Annotated in this window: 16 protein-coding genes; 9 read left to right on the forward strand and 7 right to left on the reverse strand. The window is 33.8% G+C overall.

Features of this window, described 5'->3' with window-relative positions:
* Positions 1-143: 143 nt before the first annotated feature.
* The gene (locus tag H6F47_RS07215) at positions 144-2,213 is read right to left on the reverse strand and encodes a WYL domain-containing protein (protein ID WP_137666946.1); all 2,070 of its coding nucleotides are present in this window, start codon (positions 2,211-2,213) and stop codon (positions 144-146) included.
* Positions 2,214-2,555: 342 nt separating this feature from the next.
* On the opposite strand from H6F47_RS07215, the gene H6F47_RS07220 reads away from it, so the two are divergent.
* The 8 genes from H6F47_RS07220 (at position 2,556) to H6F47_RS07255 (ending at position 10,944) form a co-directional block, all read left to right on the forward strand.
* A complete protein-coding gene (locus H6F47_RS07220; RefSeq protein ID WP_190648249.1) occupies positions 2,556-4,190 on the forward strand; it encodes a type III-B CRISPR-associated protein Cas10/Cmr2 in 1,635 nt (544 codons plus the stop codon).
* A complete protein-coding gene (locus tag H6F47_RS07225) occupies positions 4,175-5,179 on the forward strand; it encodes a CRISPR-associated protein (RefSeq protein ID WP_190648250.1) in 1,005 nt (334 codons plus the stop codon). Before H6F47_RS07220 ends, H6F47_RS07225 begins: the two co-directional genes overlap by 16 nt.
* A gap of 1 nt (position 5,180) precedes the next feature.
* Positions 5,181-6,020, forward strand: coding sequence for a type III-B CRISPR module RAMP protein Cmr4 (cmr4, locus tag H6F47_RS07230; protein ID WP_190648252.1), 840 nt, complete (start codon positions 5,181-5,183; stop codon positions 6,018-6,020).
* A 3-nt stretch (positions 6,021-6,023) separates the two neighbouring features.
* The gene (locus H6F47_RS07235; protein WP_096569820.1) at positions 6,024-6,440 is read left to right on the forward strand and encodes a hypothetical protein; all 417 of its coding nucleotides are present in this window, start codon (positions 6,024-6,026) and stop codon (positions 6,438-6,440) included.
* Entirely contained in the window at positions 6,427-8,040 is a 1,614-nt protein-coding gene (locus H6F47_RS07240) for a hypothetical protein (protein ID WP_190648254.1), read from the forward strand. The genes H6F47_RS07235 and H6F47_RS07240 overlap by 14 nt, the downstream gene beginning before the upstream one ends.
* Before the next feature lie 105 nt (positions 8,041-8,145).
* Entirely contained in the window at positions 8,146-9,576 is a 1,431-nt protein-coding gene (locus H6F47_RS07245; RefSeq protein ID WP_190648256.1) for a hypothetical protein, read from the forward strand.
* A gap of 313 nt (positions 9,577-9,889) precedes the next feature.
* A complete protein-coding gene (locus H6F47_RS07250; protein ID WP_137666937.1) occupies positions 9,890-10,306 on the forward strand; it encodes a thermonuclease family protein in 417 nt (138 codons plus the stop codon).
* Between the two features lie 206 nt (positions 10,307-10,512).
* Positions 10,513-10,944, forward strand: coding sequence for a nucleoside deaminase (locus tag H6F47_RS07255; protein ID WP_190346994.1), 432 nt, complete (start codon positions 10,513-10,515; stop codon positions 10,942-10,944).
* Between the two features lie 204 nt (positions 10,945-11,148).
* Here the strand turns inward: H6F47_RS07255 and rbsK are convergent, their stop codons facing one another.
* From rbsK to H6F47_RS07270, 3 genes are all read right to left on the reverse strand, one after another.
* Positions 11,149-12,069 (reverse strand): ribokinase, encoded by a 921-nt coding sequence (gene rbsK / locus H6F47_RS07260; RefSeq protein ID WP_190648259.1) that lies wholly within the window; start codon positions 12,067-12,069, stop codon positions 11,149-11,151.
* Between the two features lie 122 nt (positions 12,070-12,191).
* On the reverse strand, positions 12,192-13,256 hold the full coding sequence (locus H6F47_RS07265) for an aromatic ring-hydroxylating dioxygenase subunit alpha (RefSeq protein ID WP_190648262.1): 1,065 nt from the start codon (positions 13,254-13,256) through the stop codon (positions 12,192-12,194).
* A gap of 325 nt (positions 13,257-13,581) precedes the next feature.
* On the reverse strand, positions 13,582-14,493 hold the full coding sequence (locus H6F47_RS07270; protein ID WP_190648266.1) for a hypothetical protein: 912 nt from the start codon (positions 14,491-14,493) through the stop codon (positions 13,582-13,584).
* A gap of 1,950 nt (positions 14,494-16,443) precedes the next feature.
* On the opposite strand from H6F47_RS07270, the gene H6F47_RS07275 reads away from it, so the two are divergent.
* A complete protein-coding gene (locus H6F47_RS07275; RefSeq protein WP_190648270.1) occupies positions 16,444-17,487 on the forward strand; it encodes an agmatinase family protein in 1,044 nt (347 codons plus the stop codon).
* A 109-nt stretch (positions 17,488-17,596) separates the two neighbouring features.
* Here H6F47_RS07275 and H6F47_RS07280 read toward each other — a convergent pair whose 3' ends face one another.
* The 3 genes from H6F47_RS07280 to H6F47_RS07290 all read right to left on the reverse strand — a co-directional run bounded on the left by H6F47_RS07280 (position 17,597) and on the right by H6F47_RS07290 (position 20,274).
* A complete protein-coding gene (locus H6F47_RS07280; protein ID WP_190648273.1) occupies positions 17,597-18,559 on the reverse strand; it encodes a hypothetical protein in 963 nt (320 codons plus the stop codon).
* A complete protein-coding gene (locus H6F47_RS07285; protein WP_190648275.1) occupies positions 18,559-19,632 on the reverse strand; it encodes an AAA family ATPase in 1,074 nt (357 codons plus the stop codon). The genes H6F47_RS07280 and H6F47_RS07285 overlap by 1 nt, the downstream gene beginning before the upstream one ends.
* A gap of 99 nt (positions 19,633-19,731) precedes the next feature.
* Positions 19,732-20,274, reverse strand: coding sequence for a hypothetical protein (locus tag H6F47_RS07290; RefSeq protein ID WP_190648277.1), 543 nt, complete (start codon positions 20,272-20,274; stop codon positions 19,732-19,734).
* Between the last annotated feature and the right edge of the window lie 72 nt (positions 20,275-20,346).

The following is a 20,346-nucleotide window of genomic DNA, read 5'->3' on the forward strand; positions in this document are numbered from 1 at the left end:
TCCTGACTCCTGACTCCTGACTCCTGACTCCTGACTCCTGACTCCTGACTCCTGACTCCTGACTCCTGACTCCTGACTCCTGACTCCTTGATCTCCTGACTCCTGACTCCTATGCCCTCACGGAAAGACTTTCTCAGCAACTCCTATTTATAGATATTAACAATATCTTCGCCAATTTGTTTGATTTTATTGACTAATAATTCTGGTTTTACTACTTTTACCCCACCTTTAAAACCGAGAATCCAGCGTAGTAATTCTATATCATCTACACACCATTTAGGTAACATAACTTGAAAGCGATGGGGAAATTTAGGATCTCTTGTCTGTTTAAGACAAAAAATAGATTTCGGTAGATTCAATTTTTTAGCTGTAGTGGGTAATGACATTTTCATTTGTGAGGAAGGAAAACGTTTAGTTCCTTCAGCGACAAAGTTAAACATACTATCATTAAACCAAAGTTCAATGGTGATCAAAACCTGAGAACGTTCTTTTTTAGTTCCTTCTAAAAGTGTTTTTTGATCTTGATGATCATATCCTAAAAAAATGCTGGCACACATTTGAGAAAGTTTTTGTAATTTGTTTAATGCTGTTTTCTGTTCTGTTTGGGAACGGTTGATGATTTGATGTTTACCGATAAATAATCTATCTAGTCTTTCAAATCGTAATAAACCTTTTTTGTCTCCACTCATTAATTCATAACCTAAGTACCAAGCAGAATTAAAAAATACAATTTGTAAAGGAAATGCTAAAAAGAATCCTTCTTGATCATGGGCAAATTTACCACTTCCAGGAAAACGGTTTAATTCTAATAGTTTTCCTTGGGCGATCGCTTCTTCTAATTCTTGGATATTTCTGGCTAAAGATTCTTGGGGTAAATAATCTGCATCTATCATACTACGATTGGCGATCGCCCGCACGGGATAAACTTGATTTACACCTAATTTACTTTTTTCCATACGACTAGTAAACTTTTGGTAAATCTCTAAAGCAATAGGATCATTTAAACTTTTAGCTTGAGATTGTAACATATTAAAAATTTGTGTTAACTCTAAACTTGATAAAATTCCAGTTCCTGCAAAATAACCGTCACGCATAGAAAAATCCGGGAGAATTTTATAGGGTTTGAGGACTTTTTCAATATCTTTACGAACTGAATCTATACTATTACCAAAAATTCCTTCATATTTTGGCAATGCTAACAGCAAAGTTTTTAAACTACCTGATCCTGAAGAAAATAAAAATGGATGATGGAGAATTAACCGGATAATAGATAACAATCTTTGAAAAGCTGTTAAATCTGAATAAGGATGAGTTATTAAAACAGTGGCAGATTTAGGAACATAATCACCTACATCAATAGTACCGGGAAGAACTTGAGAAATACTATTGACACCAATAAAACTATTTTTCTGTAACCAAATTAAATCTTGAGCAATAGATTGTTTATCTGCATATACTTTACCATATAACCGACTTACAAAACCAGCTACTTCTGCCAAAGAATTAGCAAATTCAGGAAGATAACCAAAAACATTCAATAATAAATGAGGATGTGTAGATTGTAAATTACCAACTCCTGGATAATTAATAATTACAGAAATCAAATACATCAACCTTTCAAAATCTAAGAATCTACTATAAGCGTGAAAAGTTATGTGACTATTGCGATTACTACGATTAACAAGAGTTCTATCAAGTTGTTGAATCGTATTTACAACTTCTTGAAAATTGAACTTTGGGGAAATGACATCAACTTCCTTAATAATTACCAAACCTTCCCCAGAAACCGGGGGAAAATCTAACAAAGATTGATACATACTATCAATAACCATATCGGGAACTTGACGGTGACGCTGTTGATTCCATTGTTTACAAACTTCCAAAGGAGTTGTTAAATACCAACCGATCCACAACACGGGAAAATCAACCGCCACATTCAACTTTTCTAATAAATCTAATCTCCATATCCGCCTGGCGTTAGTAGCATCATAAATGACACCAACACCTTCAGTAATAGCATTAACTACAGCAGAAATCACCTTTGCTTCAATTTCCTCCCATACACCTTGAATAGAAGCATCACCATATAACTGATGACGAATAGCATCAGTAGAAACAACGCGATAATTACCCAACTTAGCGAGACTAGCAGCAAAGGTTGATTTTCCGCTACCAGGAACACCGATGAGGAAATGACAGATAGGAGTGGACATAATTATTCATATTCAAAACTTATCTTGCATTTTCCCCCCTACCTTGGGGTAAAAGTCTAGTGTTTTCAAGCGAATGAGGAATTTATTACCCTAGTTCCCCCAGTAAATTTCGTCATTCGCATGAGTAGCAGTTTACAACCAAAATTTTACCGCTAAGATAAAGCACAAGGGAGTCAATGTTCACAGATTGCAAAAAACAGCCAAATTTGTTGACACATCTTTACAGATATTGACAATACCTGTTTCATTTTCTTACCAATTATGAAAAACTCTTTTTTTTTCACACAGTATAACTTTTAGCGTGTATTGTGAAAACTAAGCAAACAAGGAGATACAGAACCCGTGACTAAATATACTGCTATCACCTTTGCACCCGTCCAAGGGTTCATAGAAAAATCCCGCAAACTGCGAGACTTATACGGTGGTTCATTAATTCTGTCCTACTTGAGTCAACAAATAGTTAACTCTGTTAATACGCACAATTTAACATTAATTTCTCCTGCACTTCCTACAGTTCAAAAAGGAATGCCAAACCGCATTTTAATTAAAGGAGAAATGACCAGAGAACAAGCAGAACAAGTCATCCTTTCCCGATGGAAAGAGATGTTAAAAGTTTGCCGAGAATGGATAGAAAAACAATTACCAGAATTTGATTATCAATGGGAAAGAGAATGGAGTTTATGGGGTTCTCACACTTGGGAGATATTTCAAGGATGTGGTAATAGTATCATTGAGGCAATGAATGATTTAGAAACTAAAAAATTATCCCGTGATTGGACAGCGGTAAACTGGATTGGTGAAAGTTCTAGTTTAACAGGTACTGATGGAATTGCGTTTCCTGGGATGGGTGGAAAATCTCGTAATCCTCAAACCATGAACTATAAATTAGAAGATGAGAAAATCAAGGATTTTTATAGTAAATTAGCAGAAATTACCGAAGACCAAAAAGAAGGAAATCCAGAAAATCCAGAAAATCCAGAAAATCCAGAAGGTAAATTTATTGCCATTAACGAAAAATTGAGTATTCCCGAATTAGTAAAACGTCTCGTTACATGGAAGAAAATTCAACAACAAATAGGTATAGATCCACTGGATAAAGGTTTTACAGAAATTCAACGTAAACCACAACCAGCACAACCAGAAAAAAATCAAGAAAGTGTTCCTGGACAATGGACAGGATGGTTTATGGGAGATGGTGACGAAGTTGGCAAACATTTACAAGAATTAGCGAAAAAAGAAAATGGTGATGAACAAATAAAAAACTTTAGTGATGCTATGCGAACTTGGGGTAAACAATTTGATGAAAGATTTAATTTAAAACAAAAAATAGGTAGAATTGTTTACGCTGGTGGTGATGATTTTTTAGGAATTATTTATAGTAATAATCCTCAAAAACCCATTTCCCCATTAACAGCCTATGAATGGTTATTAACGTTAAATGAGACATGGCAAAAACACCAACAGAAAATAACTGTCAGTGTCGGTTTTGTCTGGGTTGCAGGTAGCGTACCTCAGCGAGATGTTTTACAACATTGTCGGGAAGCGGAAAAAGTAGCCAAATCTCTAGGAAGAGATAGAGTAACTATTCGGGTGGTTTTTAATAGTGGTCAATATATCCAGTGGACTTGTCCCTGGTGTTATTTGGGGATTTTAAAGAAGTATCAAGATAGGGATAGTAAAACATTTGAACAATGGGAAGCTAAAGGAAGAAATAAGGAAGATTTTCCTAACTGGGGTCATGTTTATAGTGATTTAGCTACGTTAAAATCTCGTCATGCAATAAATTTGAAAGAGAAAAACAAGGAAAGTGTGAATGAAATAATAGCATTAGAACTGTTTAATATTTACTTTGACAAACAAAAAGAATATTTAGAAAATCATCAAGAAAAACTTGTTGGCAATTCAGATAATTTAGAACTAATGAAATGGATTGATAGTTTAATTAATGTAGGATGGTATTTATGTTCAACTATCTAATTTGTATCAGTCCGTTAGGATTTATGTATGGTAGTGCTGGTGCATTTTTATCACCAGAAAATTTAGTTGGTCGTTCTGGTGCTAAATTTCCTCCTGAAGCAGCAACATTATCAGGATTGTTTTTTAGTGTTAACCAAGTTCAGAAAATATGGAATCAAGAAAAATTAAGTCATGATTTATATATTGCCGGACCATTTTGGGGAAAAACAGATAATCCAGAATATTTTTATGTACCAATTCCCTGGACTAAAATTATAGCTGAAAACGAGTCTAGCGAATGGGAATTTAAAAATGATAAATGGCATTGTGACAACTCACAACTAACACCTGATTATCAATGGCAAAGAATCAATTCTTGGAACTATGCAGCAGAACACATCCGCGGTAATAGCTATGCTGAAAAAGTCCCGTGGAAGTTTGTTCCTGTCTTACATCCTCATTTAAAAAATGATGAAAGATGTACTTTCAAGATCGATGATAATACTAAAGGTGGATTATTTCTAGAACATTCTGTACATCTAGACTCAGAATATTGCTTAGTTTATTTATCTACTAAAGCTTTACCTGATGGTTGGTATAAATTTGGTGGTGAAAATCATGTTGTAGAAATCAATAGTTTTAAACTACCTAATGATAGTCCCATTTTAGAGCTTTTACGTCAACCAATAGAAGATAAATTTGCATTAATAACACCGGGAGTCTGGGGTTCTAACCGAATCTCTCACCGTCAACCCCAACCAGAGGATCATAGTTTTCCTGAAACTGTGCAGATGCTAACAGATAAACCTGTTCCCTATCGTTTCCGTTCCCAAGGAACATTAGGAAGAGGACGTTATGCTGTTCCTGCGGGTAGTGTTTACGTACTCAAAGAACCTATTAATAAACCTTGGTGGGAATGGAACGAGAAATGGTTTCCTAATGAAGGTTACAGTCTTAAAAAACTCGGTTGTGGTTTGTGTTTACCAGTAGAAATTGAAGGAGTTAACTAAAATGTATACCAAAACCTATGGAATTATCGAAACCTTAGCACCCCTCCATGTTGGTGCAACCGCAGGAGAAGAAAGCGGAAATTTAAACTTGATTTTCCGTGATCAATTTACCCAAACTGGTATCATTCCCGGTAGTTCTATTCGTGGTCGTTTACGTTCAGAAATGCGTAATGATCAAAGTGAAAATGAAGCCAATTATTGGTATGGTAACGGTGCAGACGATGACAAAAATAACGAATCTATCGTTAAATTTGAATATGCTTCTATAGTTTGGATTCCCGTTTTTTGTCCAGGTCAACCTATTGTATGGGTAACTTGTCAGCGATTATTAAAACGTTATCAAAGAATAGCAGGTGATAGCATTGTTAAGGTAAATGGACAAGATCAACACCTCAAAGACATCAAAATTCCTGATGCTTATACAGGTTCAACCAACTTAGTCGCAAAACAAGCAACAGGAGGTAAAAGAACGATTTTCTTTAATTTAGGTTTCTTAGAAATTAACAAAACACAAGACTTATCACCTTGGTTTCCTGACCAGCAACAACAACCATCAGTCGTAGTTGCTGATAGTGATATTGGTATGATTCATGATATGGCATTATATCGCCAAAGTCGTGTCCGTCTCAAACCAGATCAAAAAGTAGTCGAAGGTGGGGGGTTTTTCAACACCGAAGCATTGCCCGAAGGAACTATTTTAGTATTTCCTATTGCTATTAGAGATGATAAATCAGGTAAAAAATGGCAACCTTTCACTATTGGCAAAACCGCAGATATTTATTTAGGTGGTTTAGAATCAATTGGTTTAGGTCATTGTGAATTAACTATCAAAGGAGAATAAAAAATGACTTGGCAATCTTATAACTTAGACCAAAAAGCACAAAAATTAGTCCTCATCTACCGGGATAAAAAAGGTGTCATCGGTCAATCTCATAAAATGAGAAGTACCGTAGCTTATGGTTTAGAAAGATTTTGGGGTGAACATTTACGACTCTTACCTAAAGAACCAGACAAAGGTAAATATTGGCGTGACACTTGGACAACTTTTGTGGGAATTATGAAACAAGCAGGAATTAAATTACCTGAAGATCAAGTTGATGGTAGTAATACCCGACAAGTACAAGATTATGCTTCTAGATTATGGAGTTTAGATATTGAAGATCAACGCATTTGTTTAGCAGTATTGACTCAATTTTGTGACAGTTTAGTTTGGTGGACTCAACGTTATAAAAAACCAGGTGATAGTGATGCCGAACAGTAATGAAGTACCCTTAATGTTTCAAGCACAAATTAGCGGTAGGGGACAAATTCAATATATTCAACAACCTGAACAGTCTGAAAGATGGGTTGATGAATGGCTAGAAGCTACCGCTATCAAGCCTCCTAATTTTAGTCATCATGTCAGAACAAAGGAATATAAAATTAGTTGGCGGTTGCTTTCTAATAGTGGTCAAGATGATGATTTTATCCGTCCTGTAATTGCGGCTAATGGGTTTCCCTATTATCCTGGTGCGAGTATGAAAGGTGCATTTTTAAGACATTGTACCCCTGCACAAGCTATTAGATATTGTGGTTATCAAAATAGTAGTGAAACTAAACCGGGAATATTACGTTTTCATGGTGCATTTCCCCAAGATGCAACTTGGAAAGAAGAACCTTTAATTGATGTAGTTCACCCCCAAGAAAATTGGCAAGTAAAAAACAGTGATTCCCATGCTGCATTTTTGCAAATTTCCCTTTATGCACCAACCTTAGTTTTTGGTATTTCTAGCACTATTGAATTAGAGGATAGTGAATGGGAAACTATTTGGAGTATTTGGGATCAAGCCATAGAAAGGGGTATTGGTTCTAGGGTAAGTGCGGGTTATGGTCAACCTATTAATCACCCAGAAACTAAGTTATTTACTGTGAATTTAAAAGGACAAGGTTTAGCCTCACAATTAATAGATAAAACTGGTGAATTTCGCCCCAATATGTTTAAAGCTGCTTTACGGGGTCATACTTTACGGTTATTTAGTGGGGTGACAGATGAAAATACAGCACAAGAATTAACTAAGGAACTGTGGGGAGGTTTTGCAGGTGCTAAAGGTGCAGTAGTGGGAGATTTAGGTATTGCTTTTCATGCTGAAAGTTTAGTCATGGGTGAGTTTACCTATAATCACAATAGAATATCTATGCCTACCTATGATTTAAAAAAAGGTACTTTAACTATTCTCTGTATGAAAAATCATGCAGATGAATATAGAAAGCAATTGAGAATTTTAGCTAAAGCAATTTTGCGATTTTCTCTATTAATAGGTGGTTTTGGTAAATCATCCCGCAGGGTAGATCATAGAATCTTTTTCCCTAAATATTTCGACTATGAAGATAAACCTATGATTGGTTGTCAATGGGGATTTACTCAAGAATCAGAACCATATTATTTTCCTGTGAATAATATTAACCACATCAAAAATATTATTGAGAATGTTCGCAAAGCTGTCAATAATTGGTTGGTTTTTAAAGGTAAATCTCAAAATTATCAACGAAATGCTTGGCGGGAATGTTTTCATCCTGAAAATGTACAAATTTGGGGACGTTTAGCGGTAGATAAAGAAGATAGTTTAGCAGTGGGCTGGTTTCATGGAAATTATAGAGGTAGTCAATCAATTAAACGTTCTAAATTGACTGGGGAAATGGGAAAAATTGGCAGAATTTACCATCGAATGTATCCCCATTATAAAATCAGGGAAGATCAGATGGTTCGCCAACGAGGATATGTAGAGTTATTAACCATCTTTCCTGATAAAAGAGATGAAACTACTAAACAGTTTTTAGCTTTTTTACCAACAAGTGGGTTTGAAAAATTGTGGGGTGTGTAATCAAGATCCCGGACTTCTATGATTAATTCAAATAGAAGTCCGACATCTATCTGCAAATTTGATTAAGTAAAAATTTGATTAAATAAATTTTCAGGAGTTGAAAAAATGAGTATTTGGATTGTAACTACTGGCAATAGTGATGTCAAATTAAATCCTAATTATAATGCTAATAAATGGCAGAAATTTTATAGAATGGTTAGAAGTGAATTATCTAATCATTTGTTTGAACCATCTCGATTAAAAAACGCTCCTGCTAATGAACCTTATACCGTTCCTGCAAGGGTTATGGGTATGGTTTATAGTCCTCAATTAAATGACGAAAGTTTCAATATTTTTGATGATTTATACTTTCCATTGTTAGATACTTTCACTGATTTTTTGAATAAATTAGACAAAAAAGAAAAAACTAAGAAAGTAATAGTAATTACAACAAATCAGGAAAATGCTTTTGACGATCATGATAAGAAAAATAATAAATGTCCTTATTGGCAAGATACTTGTCAACTTATACCTATCTTGAAGAAGTATTTTCAGCAAAAATTTCCTCAGTTACAAACAGATAAAGATATTCACTTTTTAGAATTAAAAGCTAATTCTAAAACAGAAGGTCTTGATAATTGGGATCAGTGTTTAATTTTAGTTAACAAGTTATTTCAAGAAAATATTACTAACTTGGGAATCAAAGAATATACAAAAATTTTTGTTAGTCATCAAGCAGGTACTCCAGCTATTTCTTCCGCAGTTCAGTTTACAAGTTTAGCCAATTTTGAAAAGCAAGTACAATTTTTAGTTAGCAATGAATATGACCAAGGAAATGCAATTCCTATTCCTAGTTCTAGTTACTTGCAAGGTATGAAATTACAGGAGGCTAAGGAATTATTAGATAGATATGATTACTCAGGAGTTGATAAAATTTTTACAGAGATTTGGAAAAATAAGAAAGAATTTTTAACCGAAAAGGAAAAGAAAATTAAAGATTTACTAGCAATGGCTATCCAGTGGAATAATGCTAATTTTGATGATTTTGCAAAATCCAGAAGTACCATAAATGAAGATGCTAAAAAACGCACTCAACAAAGATGGTGGACTAGTTATGAAGCTGCTTATTTAGCAGTTATAAGGTTTATACAAGGTAACTATGTGGAAGCATTATTTCATAGTTTCCGTGCTGTTGAAGGTTTGCTTAGAGATAAGTATAACAATAAAGATGCACACAAAGGTATCCCTGATTTAGTTGAAATAGTTGTACAGAATTGGCAATTAAGTGATGATATCAAAGTGTTTAAAAACTACACATCCATAGAAAGAAACAATTTATTTCATAATTTGCGGGGATTAGAAAAAGAAGAAGTATTTAAAGCATGGAATACTAAAGATTATAATGGATGGCAAAAAAGAGTTTTGGGCTGTCTTAATTTTATATCTGGGCAAAACTTTACTAAATTAAAAGATGCCAGTCTTATGTCCTCTGTACATGAGGAACTAAAAACAGCAATCAATAATTATCAATTGCCAGCAATAGTAATTATCAGTTAGGTCAAACAATATAAATACTGTAAGGTAAATAGACATCTGGTGGTAATTAATTGTCTAACCTGAAACTATTGTATGAAACTATTGTCAGGACAATTTATGAATTGTCCCTAGATCATTTTCACCAGATATCTGTTATGTCAGTTTTCTCGGTTTTGTCATTAACATTCACAAAATACCTCTAGACACCACAGGGGAAAAGAGACTAAAATAGAGCGATCGCTTCCTCCATAGGGAATAAAAATAGAGTAGATTCCAGATCAATAAGATACAGAATCTAAATTGAAACCTCAACCGACTTAGGATTACCTTAGCAATGACAGACAGAGATCCATACATTTATAGAATCAAATCAGTTCAAAAAATCGTAGATGGCGACACTATTGATGCTGATATTGACCTTGGTTTTGATATCTCCCTGACTAAGCGCATTCGTCTTGATGGTATTGATACCCCAGAAACGAGAACAACGAATACTGATGAAAAAAAACTTGGTCTTGAAGCTAAAGAATGGCTAAAAAAACAACTAGACAGTAAACATCAAATTCTGGTTAAAACAAAACTTCCAGACAGCACAGAAAAATATGGGAGAATACTGGGCAGGTTATACGTTGACGATGTATGTCTTAATGATCTGATGATTGCCGAAGGATATGCTTGGAAATATGATGGTGGCACAAAAAACAAAGACTTTGAACAACTGAAAGAAATTCGTAGATTAAAAGGAAATTAACAAAGTAATCAATAACCCGATCCCCGACTTCTATTTTTAATTATCCCTTGCATGATAAAACTTATATCAGAAATCGGGGATATTTCTGCAATGATATCGCGGACTTTTACACCAGTTTCCGAAGATATCGAGTACCCATTTAGCAGGCAAGACTTGTACTGATCTTGTCGAAGTATGCCTGTTTTTTCATATCAGGAGTTTATCAAATGGATGAGTTTATGCAAGCTGCAATTAGCGAAGCCAAACAAGGCAGAAATGAGGGCGGAATCCCTATTGGGTCTGTTTTGGTCAAAGATGGGAAAATCCTTGGTAGAGGTCATAATAAACGGGTTCAAGATGGTGATCCTGTCACCCATGCGGAAATTGATTGTTTAAGAAATGCAGGGAGAATTGGTAATTATAAAGGTACAACTTTATATTCTACATTAATGCCATGTTATTTGTGTGCCGGTGCTGTGGTGCAGTTTGGGATTAAAAAAGTAATTGCAGGAGAGTCCAGAACTTTTCCTGGTGCAAAAGAATTTATGGTTTATCATGGTGTGGAAGTTATAGATTTAAACCTGGATGAATGTGAAAAAATGATGAGTCAATTTATAGCAGAAAAACCTGAATTATGGAATGAAGATATAGGAGTTTAAAGGAGTCAGGAGTCAGGAGTCAGGAGTCAGGAGTCAAAATTTAATTTTGGATTTCCCTCGTTTCCAGTCTCTGACTGGGAATGCTATCATAGAGTCTCTGACTCTAATTTAACTAAAGGTAAAGCCTTTAATAATTCATTCCCATACAGAGTATGGGAACGAGTAAAACGAGTAAATTACGAATTACAAATTACGAATTACAAATTACGAATTACAAATTACGAATTTCTCCAAAGTAATTCTATCAGGTAAAGAACTCTGCGCCCCTAATTTTGTAGTTGCTAAAGCCCCTGCTGCTGCACCCCAAACTACTGCTTCTTTTAAAGGCTTTTCCTGAAAAAGTGCTGCTGCTAAACCACCATTAAAAGCATCACCAGCAGCAACGGTATCTACTGCATTAACTGAAAATGCAGGAATATAAAAACTCTCTTCTTTAGTTGCACAATAAACACCTTTTGCACCTAGTTTAATAATTGCACATTTCACGCCTTTTTGTAATAAAGTATCTGCTGCTTTTGCTGCTGTTTCTTGTTCATTAACTGCAAAACCTACTAATTGACTAGCTTCGGTTTCGTTGGGTGTAATAATATCAATTAATGGGTAAATTTCATCTGGTAAATTATTTGGTGCTGGTGCAGGATCGAGAATAACTTTTATATTTGCTTCTTTGGCTTTTTGGGCTGCTAAAATTCCTATTTCTAAAGGAATTTCTAGTTGTAAAAGTAGGAATTTTGCATCTATGAATAAATTAGATAATCTATTGATATCATCTTGATTAACTTTACCATTTGCACCGGGAATAACTATGATATTATTTTCCCCTTGCTGATCTACAGTAATAACTGCAACCCCAGAACTGACGGTTTCATCAATTAAGATATTTTCAGTTTTAACACCACAATTTTGCAAATTTTTAATGAGTTCTGCACCAAAATTATCAGCACCTACACGCCCGATCATTTGCGTAGGTATTCTTAATTTTGCTAATGCAACTGCTTGGTTTGCACCTTTACCCCCAGGGGTGGTAAAAAAGCTTTCGCCTAGCAATGTTTCCCCAGGAATAGGTAAGCGGGGTGTGGTTGCTACTAGGTCTATATTTATGCTGCCAAAAACGATAATTTTCATATTCAGGAGTTATTAAATACAGCAAATTTAAGATTTTAAGGGCGGGCAGGATGCCCACCCCAAAAGATTTAAAATGTTTGAATGTGTAATCTTTTCATGTGTAATTAATGATGACTAAAATATTAAGCACGCCATCGCAATAATACACTTTTTACAGGATTGATAAATTCTCGTTTTTCAGATGTAGCACGGGCAAATTCACGTTTTAATTGATAATACCATTGTGCTTGCATATCTGAATCTTTAATCAGTCGCAATACAGGATTGTATTTGAGTCCAATTTGCTGTTTTTCTACTACTGTGCGGTCTTGATCTAAAAATTTTCTGGCTAAGATATGAATTAAAGGTGTGAATATTCTTAACCAACTTGGTATACCATAAAGGACAAAATTTACTTCTGTTGCGGTTTCAGAAATTGGTGTGACTGCGGTTAAATTACAAACTCGATGTTTGCCAAATGTAATTTCTTCTATTCTCACTCCTGGTAAACGAAAAGAAATTTCTACTTCGGGTATTCCTCCACCGACTAACCAATATAATCGGCTCATATTTTCCATATTATCTGACAATTGATGTCGTCTGACTGTAAACCCATAATGTGAAGGATCAAATTGTTTGACTTCTTCATGTATTTCTCCACTTCTCCACCACCAAACTCTATGTACATAGGGAGAATGTGCAGGGTCCATTAAACCTGTCACCGCATGATCTACAAAGCAAGGAAACCGCATTACTTCTACTAAATGAGGTTGTTGTTCAGGAAAACCAGGAACTATGGGAACATCTTTTTGATCAGCGTTGACTTGAGATTTTTCGCTATCGGCCATGTAGATCCAAATGTTGCCTTGAGTCTCATAAATAGGATATGATTGCACATCAAAACGATTCAAATCTATGTTTTGTTCTGGTAATAATGATGGAATTTCTACACATTTTCCCCCAGGGTTGAAGCGCCAACCATGATAACAACATTCTACTTCTTGACCATTGAATCTACCACAACTTAAAGGTACTGCACGATGAGGACAAATATCACGCACTGCAAAAACTTGACCTTCTTTATTTCTCATCAGCAGTACAGGTTCTCCCAAAAAAATCCGGGATACCATCTTACCTGGTTTGAGAAGATGACTAGGTAGTGCGTAGTACCAAAGATTACGTAATAAGATGTGATTGTTATCTATCATGTATGGCTAAGATATGACTAGGAAAAATATACAAAAATAATCATAGACAACAAGTGTCATTTTAAACAGCTTTATTTTTGTTGATTGCTATTAGTAGGTTGGGATTCGCGTTAGTGCTACAAAGCAAGGGAACTTAGATGCAAAGCAGCTTACCGCAGGGTCAACTAACATTAGACCTCTCCAGAAAAGAAATTATGGAACTTATTTATGGGGGCAGGGCGAAGCTTATGGGATATCTAGATATCTGATTTTTCCGTTAAATTATCGCCTAAATGCTTCGCCCCTACAACTTATGACAAATTAATACATTCTATTGTGGAGATGTCTATTCTACATTTACCCAAAAGTCTGCGGTTTTGATTTTACCATTGCGGTCAAATTGCATCCACATTTTATAAGTTCCTGACTGGGGAAATTTGGTATGAAATTTCACTTGTCCATCAGGAGTATTTTTCATTGCATGGGCGTGAAGATAGTCAGATTTTGAAAGAGTTGATGAACTTTTAATAATTACTAAATGTCCTTTTTCTCCTAAGTATGGTTTCAGGTCTTTTACTGGTTGATTGTTGTTATCTTTGATATCAAATGTTAAACTTACTTCTTCACCTACTTTGATTTTTTCTTGAGAAATATTCAGGTTTACTTTTGTATCGGATATAGTTTTAGTTTTTTCATATTTAGCTAAACTTTTGGGTAGGGGAACTGTACCGGGAATAGTGAGATTTGTGGATGATATATACTCTGCTTGTCCTGCTGGTTTATAATCACTAAAAAGTGTGTATTCTCCTGGGTTGGGAAAATTGACGCTGACTTGAAAACTACCATTTTCTTTATATTCAGGGTGCAAATGATCAAAATGTTCTAAGTCATTGCTGACAACTATTAAGTGCATAATTTTTTCTTGGAAAACATCAAATTTATTGACTGGTTTTCCTGTTTCATCCTGAATATCAATAGCTAGGTTAATCGGTTGGTTAGTTGTTAAATTTTTGGGTGTTGTTAATTTCGCTTGGGTTGTGATAGCTGTTTTGGGTTTTTCTTCATGCTGTGAGTGATCCATTTTTTGCTTTTCTGAATGTGCTTGATGTTCACTCATGGGTTTTGATTTTTGTTTTTCGGTTTGAGGAGTAGTTTCACTATTATAAATCTTTGCTTCACCAGATTTAATTATTGATGAACAACCAGACGATAATAATAATGTTGTAGCTACAAAAAAACCTACTAAAATACGTTGCATCTTGATATATTTCCTGAATGAGAATCTAGGGTTTAAATGAAAATCTACTTTTGACTTTTTCACCTTTAATATCAGAGAAGATAACTACCTGATATTTACCTGCGGCTGTTTGAAGTAACTTAGGCTAATCTAATTGACTTCTCCAGAAAAGAAATTATGGAACTTATTTATGCGGTCAGGTCGAAGCTTATGGGATATCTAGATGTCTGATTTTTCCGTCAAATTATCGCCCATAAGCTTCGCCCCTACAACTTAGACAAATTAATACATTCTATTTTGGAGAGGTCTAATTGACTTGATGAATTTAACTTCTTTACTCACTGTAACATCAACCATTAACTATTTTTACACACAAAAATGAAATCAGAATGAAATTAATAGAAAATAATAGAAAATAATAGAAAAATATTTTCTCTCAACAGAAAGTTATAAAGTTATAAGCTGTTGTGCATTTAATTTGTATAAGTGGAACAGGCATCTTGCCTGTTCTGCAAGAGTTGAGAATATTAGGATTATACAATTTAGCTGTGTAACAGCTTAATTAATACACTATTAGTCAGAAGTGAACGCCATTGTTATGCTAATTGATGTGTAACATTTTTGCCAATTTCTTTAGTAGAGACACCTTTTACCTAGCTTACCTAGCGTCTCCATGATCATCATTTTTTTAGTAATTAATCAGTGATGAAATTGTTGAAAAAGCTAAAAATTTTGATTTTAATCTATCTTTTGATAGTAGATTAATCAACTTTTTTAAACATTGTAATTCCATATCATATATCTAATTATTTGGACACATCCTATAGGAAGATGACTATAAATAGGAGTAGAATTAAATTAATCTTGGTGTGTCGAATAACTGCTTTCTATGGAGGTTTAGCCGAGCTAAACCTTTTTTTATGATGAAACAAATTAGCAAAGAATATTAATTTTCTCAAAAATCATCTTTCCTAGAGACTGATTAATTTACCCCATAAAGTATCTATAGAAATATAATCTACTTCTACCCAAGGCTTGTTCTGTGATCAAGCCTTTCTTTTTTAATCATCATTCTTGACATTGACACTTTCGATTATTCTCAATTATTGTCGGTTGAATAATGTCAACTCTAGGAAGAAAGAATAATTTTTTGACAGGTATATTAAATTCAGTTATTAACAGGTAAACTCATATTTGTACACATCCTCTAGGTAGATGATATAAAATCTAAGTAAGCTTAAATTAACTAGATATGGTAAACACTTGGTATATATCTGGGCTTGGCGAAAAACCAAGCCTTTTTTGTGGTAGATAAATAGCAACGCTTGGATTTTCCCACAACTATTCCCACAAGTAAATTATTACTCACACACAATATAAAAATCTATTTTAATTACTCTTTAGGTAGTAGAAATAGCGATTTACAGAGAGTATTATTTAGTGTATTAATGCCTGAAAAACGTGTATTAACCCTGGTCAATATTCCAGGGTCTTTTTTTATGCAAATTGATGTTTGATTTTCAGTGGTATCTATTAGCAGGTTTTATGAATTTTGTACTCACCTGATAGAGAGATGAATTAGCAGAAAACAGAGTTTAAATTAACTATATATGGTAAACACCTGGTATATACAAAGGCTTGGCTTGAGTCCAAGCCTTTTTCATACTTTAGATAGATACTTAAAGAATTTAATACTGCTAAATAGAACCATATTTAAAATTTTAACCAAGTAATGCTTTATCAGTTTTTGGAATATTTTGACACATCCTCTAGGAAGATGATCTGTAAGCAGACAAGAACTAAATTAATTTAGTACGTTGTTAAGCACAGCAATTTTTGAGGTTTGGTTCACAGCCAAACCTTTTTCTTTAAATGTTGTAATTTTATTTTTCTGTGATTTTCATGGTCTATTCTGCTACAATAACAATGTCCTCTCAACAGTGTTTTATCTGCATATCCAAAGAATAAACTATGAGTAATTACATCCCAGACTACGATCCTAGCGGTATAGCAGAAATTAATGGTAATCTCTTAGGCTTACCTTATGATTATAACACTGCTAATTTAATTATCTTTGCTGTTCCTTGGGAAGTTACTGTTTCTTATGGTGCGGGAACAGCGAATGCACCACAGCGAATTTTAGATGCTTCCTATCAAATAGATTTGTTTGATTTTGATCATCCTGATGGTTGGAAACAAGGAATTTATTTAGTTGAAATTTCTCAAGATATCTTAGATAAAAATAATTATTATCGTCAACAAGCTGCTAAAATAATTGCTAGACAAGCTGAAGGTAAAGCATTAACAAACACACCGGATTTAACACCTATCCTCACAGAAATTAATCAAGCGGGTGCACAGGTAAATCAATGGTTATTTAGCCAATGTCAGCAAGCAATGAATTTAGGTAAAAAAGTTGCTGTAATTGGTGGTGATCACAGTTCACCTTTGGGTTATTTCCAAGCTTTGGCAAATCAATATCCTGATTTTGGAATTTTACATATTGATGCACACGCAGATTTAAGAGATGCTTACGAAGGGTTTGAATTTTCCCATGCGTCAATTATGTTTAATGCGTTGAAAATTCCGCAAATTTCTAAATTAGTGCAGGTGGGTTTGCGGGATATTTGTATTGATGAAGTGGAAATAATTAATAATTCAAATAATCGGGTTGTTGCTTATTATGATTCAGCGATCAAACAACAACAATATGCTGGTAAAACTTGGATTGATTTATGTCAGGAAATAGTAGGGAATTTACCTGAGAATGTCCATATTAGTTTTGATGTTGATGGTTTAGATCCTAAACTTTGTCCTAATACGGGAACTCCCGTTCCTGGGGGTTTGGAATTAGAGCAAGTTTATTGTTTATTTAGGGAAGTTGTCAAGAGTGGAAGAAAGATTATTGGGTTTGATGTGAATGAAGTTGGTGATGCGGAATGGGATGGAAATGTAGGTGCGCGAATAGTTTATAAGTTGGCGAATTTGTTGGATTTGTCGCATAAAGGTGTCTAAATCAGGATTTAGAGGATTGATTTTTTGCCTGAATCAGGATGTCCAGGATTTTAGGATTTACAGGATGGTTTTTATTCAATAAACTAGCAATTAATATATCTCACTTTTATTATATTTCTGTGAGATTAGCAGCTTGTTCAAAATAAGATTGTAACATTAAACGTAACTCTTGAACAATCAGAGAATTTGTATTTTTCTCTGAAGCTTGTAAAACTGCTTGTTTAAAAATTTCTTCCTGTAAATTTTCTATGGCAAGAAATTTAATAGCTTCTTTGCGTAAATGCTCCAGTGCTTCCTTACCTCTAAAAAATATTTTAGCTTGTTGAACGTCCAACTGACTGGGATCATGAATACAGGATTGCCAGAAATTTTCTTGCACAATATCTTGAAACATAGATTTTAAACTAAATATATTGATTCTAGATTCTTTAGCTTTACTACCTATCTGATTTTTAAACCAAATTTCTATATCTACTAAAGATAATAACTTGCACTTGGGTTTATCTAAATTTAATCTTTGTAGATTTGCTGTTTCTCGAAAACGAAATTTTAAACATTCAAATAATTCTTCAAAAATTGATTTTTGAAAATATTGTATTAGCCATTCATCTAGTTGTATTTTAGTTAAACTATTTGTAGTGTTTCGTCTAAATGGCTTAGATATTAATGATTTACTAGGTATCTGATTTAATAGATTAGCTATTATTTCGGTTTCTTCCAGTAAAAAATTTTCCCATTCATGTCTTCCCCAACAAATTATTTTAGCAGATTCGTATTTTATCAACTGATGATCTTGTTTAGCAAGTCCTCGATCAATCCTATCTTGGGTTCTAAAATCTCTATCAGAAATCCCAATCACGGGTATACTTTGGTGTAACTTACTTTTTTGGTAGATTAATTTAGCTATAGAATTAAAATTGCCACTACCACCTATCTCAACTACTCTATAGTTTATATTAGATAACAATCCTTGATTTATTAGGTTGCCAATAACTCTATCAATAAATGCCACTTCAGGACTTTCTGGCTCACCTTCTATTAAAATATATAAAAAGTTATCGAGTATTTGCATTATTTGTCTCCCAAATCACCCAATTTAATAATTTCTGAATCATAAAACATTTCTGCTACAGTTGGGGAATGGGTTGTAAAAATATATTGATTATTTGCATCATCTTCCCGTAAAACTTGGATTAATCTTTTTTGCCAAGCTGGATGTAAATGTAGTTCTACTTCATCAATGAGAACAATAGAGTTTTTCGCGGTATCTGCGGCTAAACCAATTAAAATTCTTAAAATTTGATGTTCTCCTGAACTCATTTGTAATAAATCATATTCCATCCCCTTTCTTTTGAGAATTAGGGTATCAGAAGCGGGACCAGATTCTAAACCAATTAATTCTGAAGGATAACAAATTTTATTAAATAATCTTTGTACTCTCTTCCAATAGGATTCACCATATTTTTCTTCATTCCATGTTAAATCTTTACGGTAATATTCATTTAACCAGGATAAAACATCACTGTGTGCATTTCTATCTTCTATATTTTGTTGATTAAAACTTTTAAATAATCTAACCGTGCGTCTTTGATCTAAATAACAAACTCCACCTATTTTATCAAATATTTGTGATGTTTGACGATTTGAAGCTACGGCTTTGGCTGCTTTACCTCTAGCACCTAAAACTTTAATTGAATTTTTGGGTTCATAGTCATAGTAATATACACTGTCAATATTTGGTTGAATATTTGGAAAAGACCAAACTACTTTAGCCGGACTTTCTAAAGGTGGAACTGGGTTGGATAAATTAAAATGTTGTGGTAATACAAGGGAAGAATAAACATGATTAATAGCTTCAGCTTCATCTTTTTCAATGGAATACTCAAATATGATTTGAGCTATATTACCTCTACCTCTAACTACTTGTTGCACATTGTATTCTAATCCTTCTCTTAAAGATGGATTTTGGGGATTTTCAAATACTTTTACTACAACATGAATGGCATCTAATATGGAAGTTTTGCCGGAACTATTTGGACCAACAATTAAATTAATAGGTCGAGGACGACCAAGTAAGTCTGTAAAATCTAAGGATATTTCTTTAATGGCGCGAAAGTTTTTTATTTCTAAGGTGTGTAGTTTCATATAAATGTGTTGTTGATAATTAAGTATAGGATATTTGATAGTAATATGATTTAATTATTAATCCTAATTTATGATTAATTAGTGATTATAATTTGCAGCTTAATTGACTTGAATTGTAGACATTATTAAATCTACTAAAGATTTATGTCTATCATCTACTTCTGTTAATGGAGTACCATCATTATTGGAGTACATCGGAATTTCAATGACAACTAATTTATCTTTCTTAATAAAGATTATTCTTGCTTCTGGTGAACCTGGTGTATTATAAACATACATTTTAGCTGAAGTTCCTGGATAATAAGTTTCTATAGTCTCATCATCTTCAAAATTTAAGTTTTCAGTAATTTTATTTGCTTGATTAAATGGTAAAGTGTACACTAAAGCCATATATTCAATTTCTCCAGAAGGATATTTTGACTGAATTTGACACATATATACTTCATAACTCCAAGGACTATGAATCATTAAACCTCGTTGAGTAGATATAATTCTGAAGTTAGCGGGAATAGAAAAGCTGACTTTATTACCTTGATATTTTCTTATTTCTGAGGAAGGCTTATCAGTTTCAATTGATGAGCAAGGATTAGCTAATGCAGAATTTTCTAATAAAACAAAAGTGGATAAATATAGAAAACTCATGGTTAATAAGATTTTTTTACAAAGCAACTTGCTGTTAATTTTTTGATCGAATGAAATATAACTAATCATAGT

Source organism: Sphaerospermopsis sp. FACHB-1094, from assembly GCF_014696195.1.
GTDB lineage: Bacteria > Cyanobacteriota > Cyanobacteriia > Cyanobacteriales > Nostocaceae > Sphaerospermopsis > Sphaerospermopsis kisseleviana.

Coding starts and splice junctions, on each gene's coding strand:
- H6F47_RS07215 (WP_137666946.1), bottom strand. CDS start 2,213: ATGTCCACTCCTATCTGTCATTTCCTCATCGGTGTTCCTGGTAGCGGA.
- H6F47_RS07225 (WP_190648250.1), top strand. CDS start 4,175: ATGTTCAACTATCTAATTTGTATCAGTCCGTTAGGATTTATGTATGGT.
- cmr4 (WP_190648252.1), top strand. CDS start 5,181: ATGTATACCAAAACCTATGGAATTATCGAAACCTTAGCACCCCTCCAT.
- H6F47_RS07235 (WP_096569820.1), top strand. CDS start 6,024: ATGACTTGGCAATCTTATAACTTAGACCAAAAAGCACAAAAATTAGTC.
- H6F47_RS07240 (WP_190648254.1), top strand. CDS start 6,427: ATGCCGAACAGTAATGAAGTACCCTTAATGTTTCAAGCACAAATTAGC.
- H6F47_RS07245 (WP_190648256.1), top strand. CDS start 8,146: ATGAGTATTTGGATTGTAACTACTGGCAATAGTGATGTCAAATTAAAT.
- H6F47_RS07250 (WP_137666937.1), top strand. CDS start 9,890: ATGACAGACAGAGATCCATACATTTATAGAATCAAATCAGTTCAAAAA.
- H6F47_RS07255 (WP_190346994.1), top strand. CDS start 10,513: ATGGATGAGTTTATGCAAGCTGCAATTAGCGAAGCCAAACAAGGCAGA.
- rbsK (WP_190648259.1), bottom strand. CDS start 12,069: ATGAAAATTATCGTTTTTGGCAGCATAAATATAGACCTAGTAGCAACC.
- H6F47_RS07265 (WP_190648262.1), bottom strand. CDS start 13,256: ATGATAGATAACAATCACATCTTATTACGTAATCTTTGGTACTACGCA.
- H6F47_RS07270 (WP_190648266.1), bottom strand. CDS start 14,493: ATGCAACGTATTTTAGTAGGTTTTTTTGTAGCTACAACATTATTATTA.
- H6F47_RS07275 (WP_190648270.1), top strand. CDS start 16,444: ATGAGTAATTACATCCCAGACTACGATCCTAGCGGTATAGCAGAAATT.
- H6F47_RS07280 (WP_190648273.1), bottom strand. CDS start 18,559: ATGCAAATACTCGATAACTTTTTATATATTTTAATAGAAGGTGAGCCA.
- H6F47_RS07285 (WP_190648275.1), bottom strand. CDS start 19,632: ATGAAACTACACACCTTAGAAATAAAAAACTTTCGCGCCATTAAAGAA.
- H6F47_RS07290 (WP_190648277.1), bottom strand. CDS start 20,274: ATGAGTTTTCTATATTTATCCACTTTTGTTTTATTAGAAAATTCTGCA.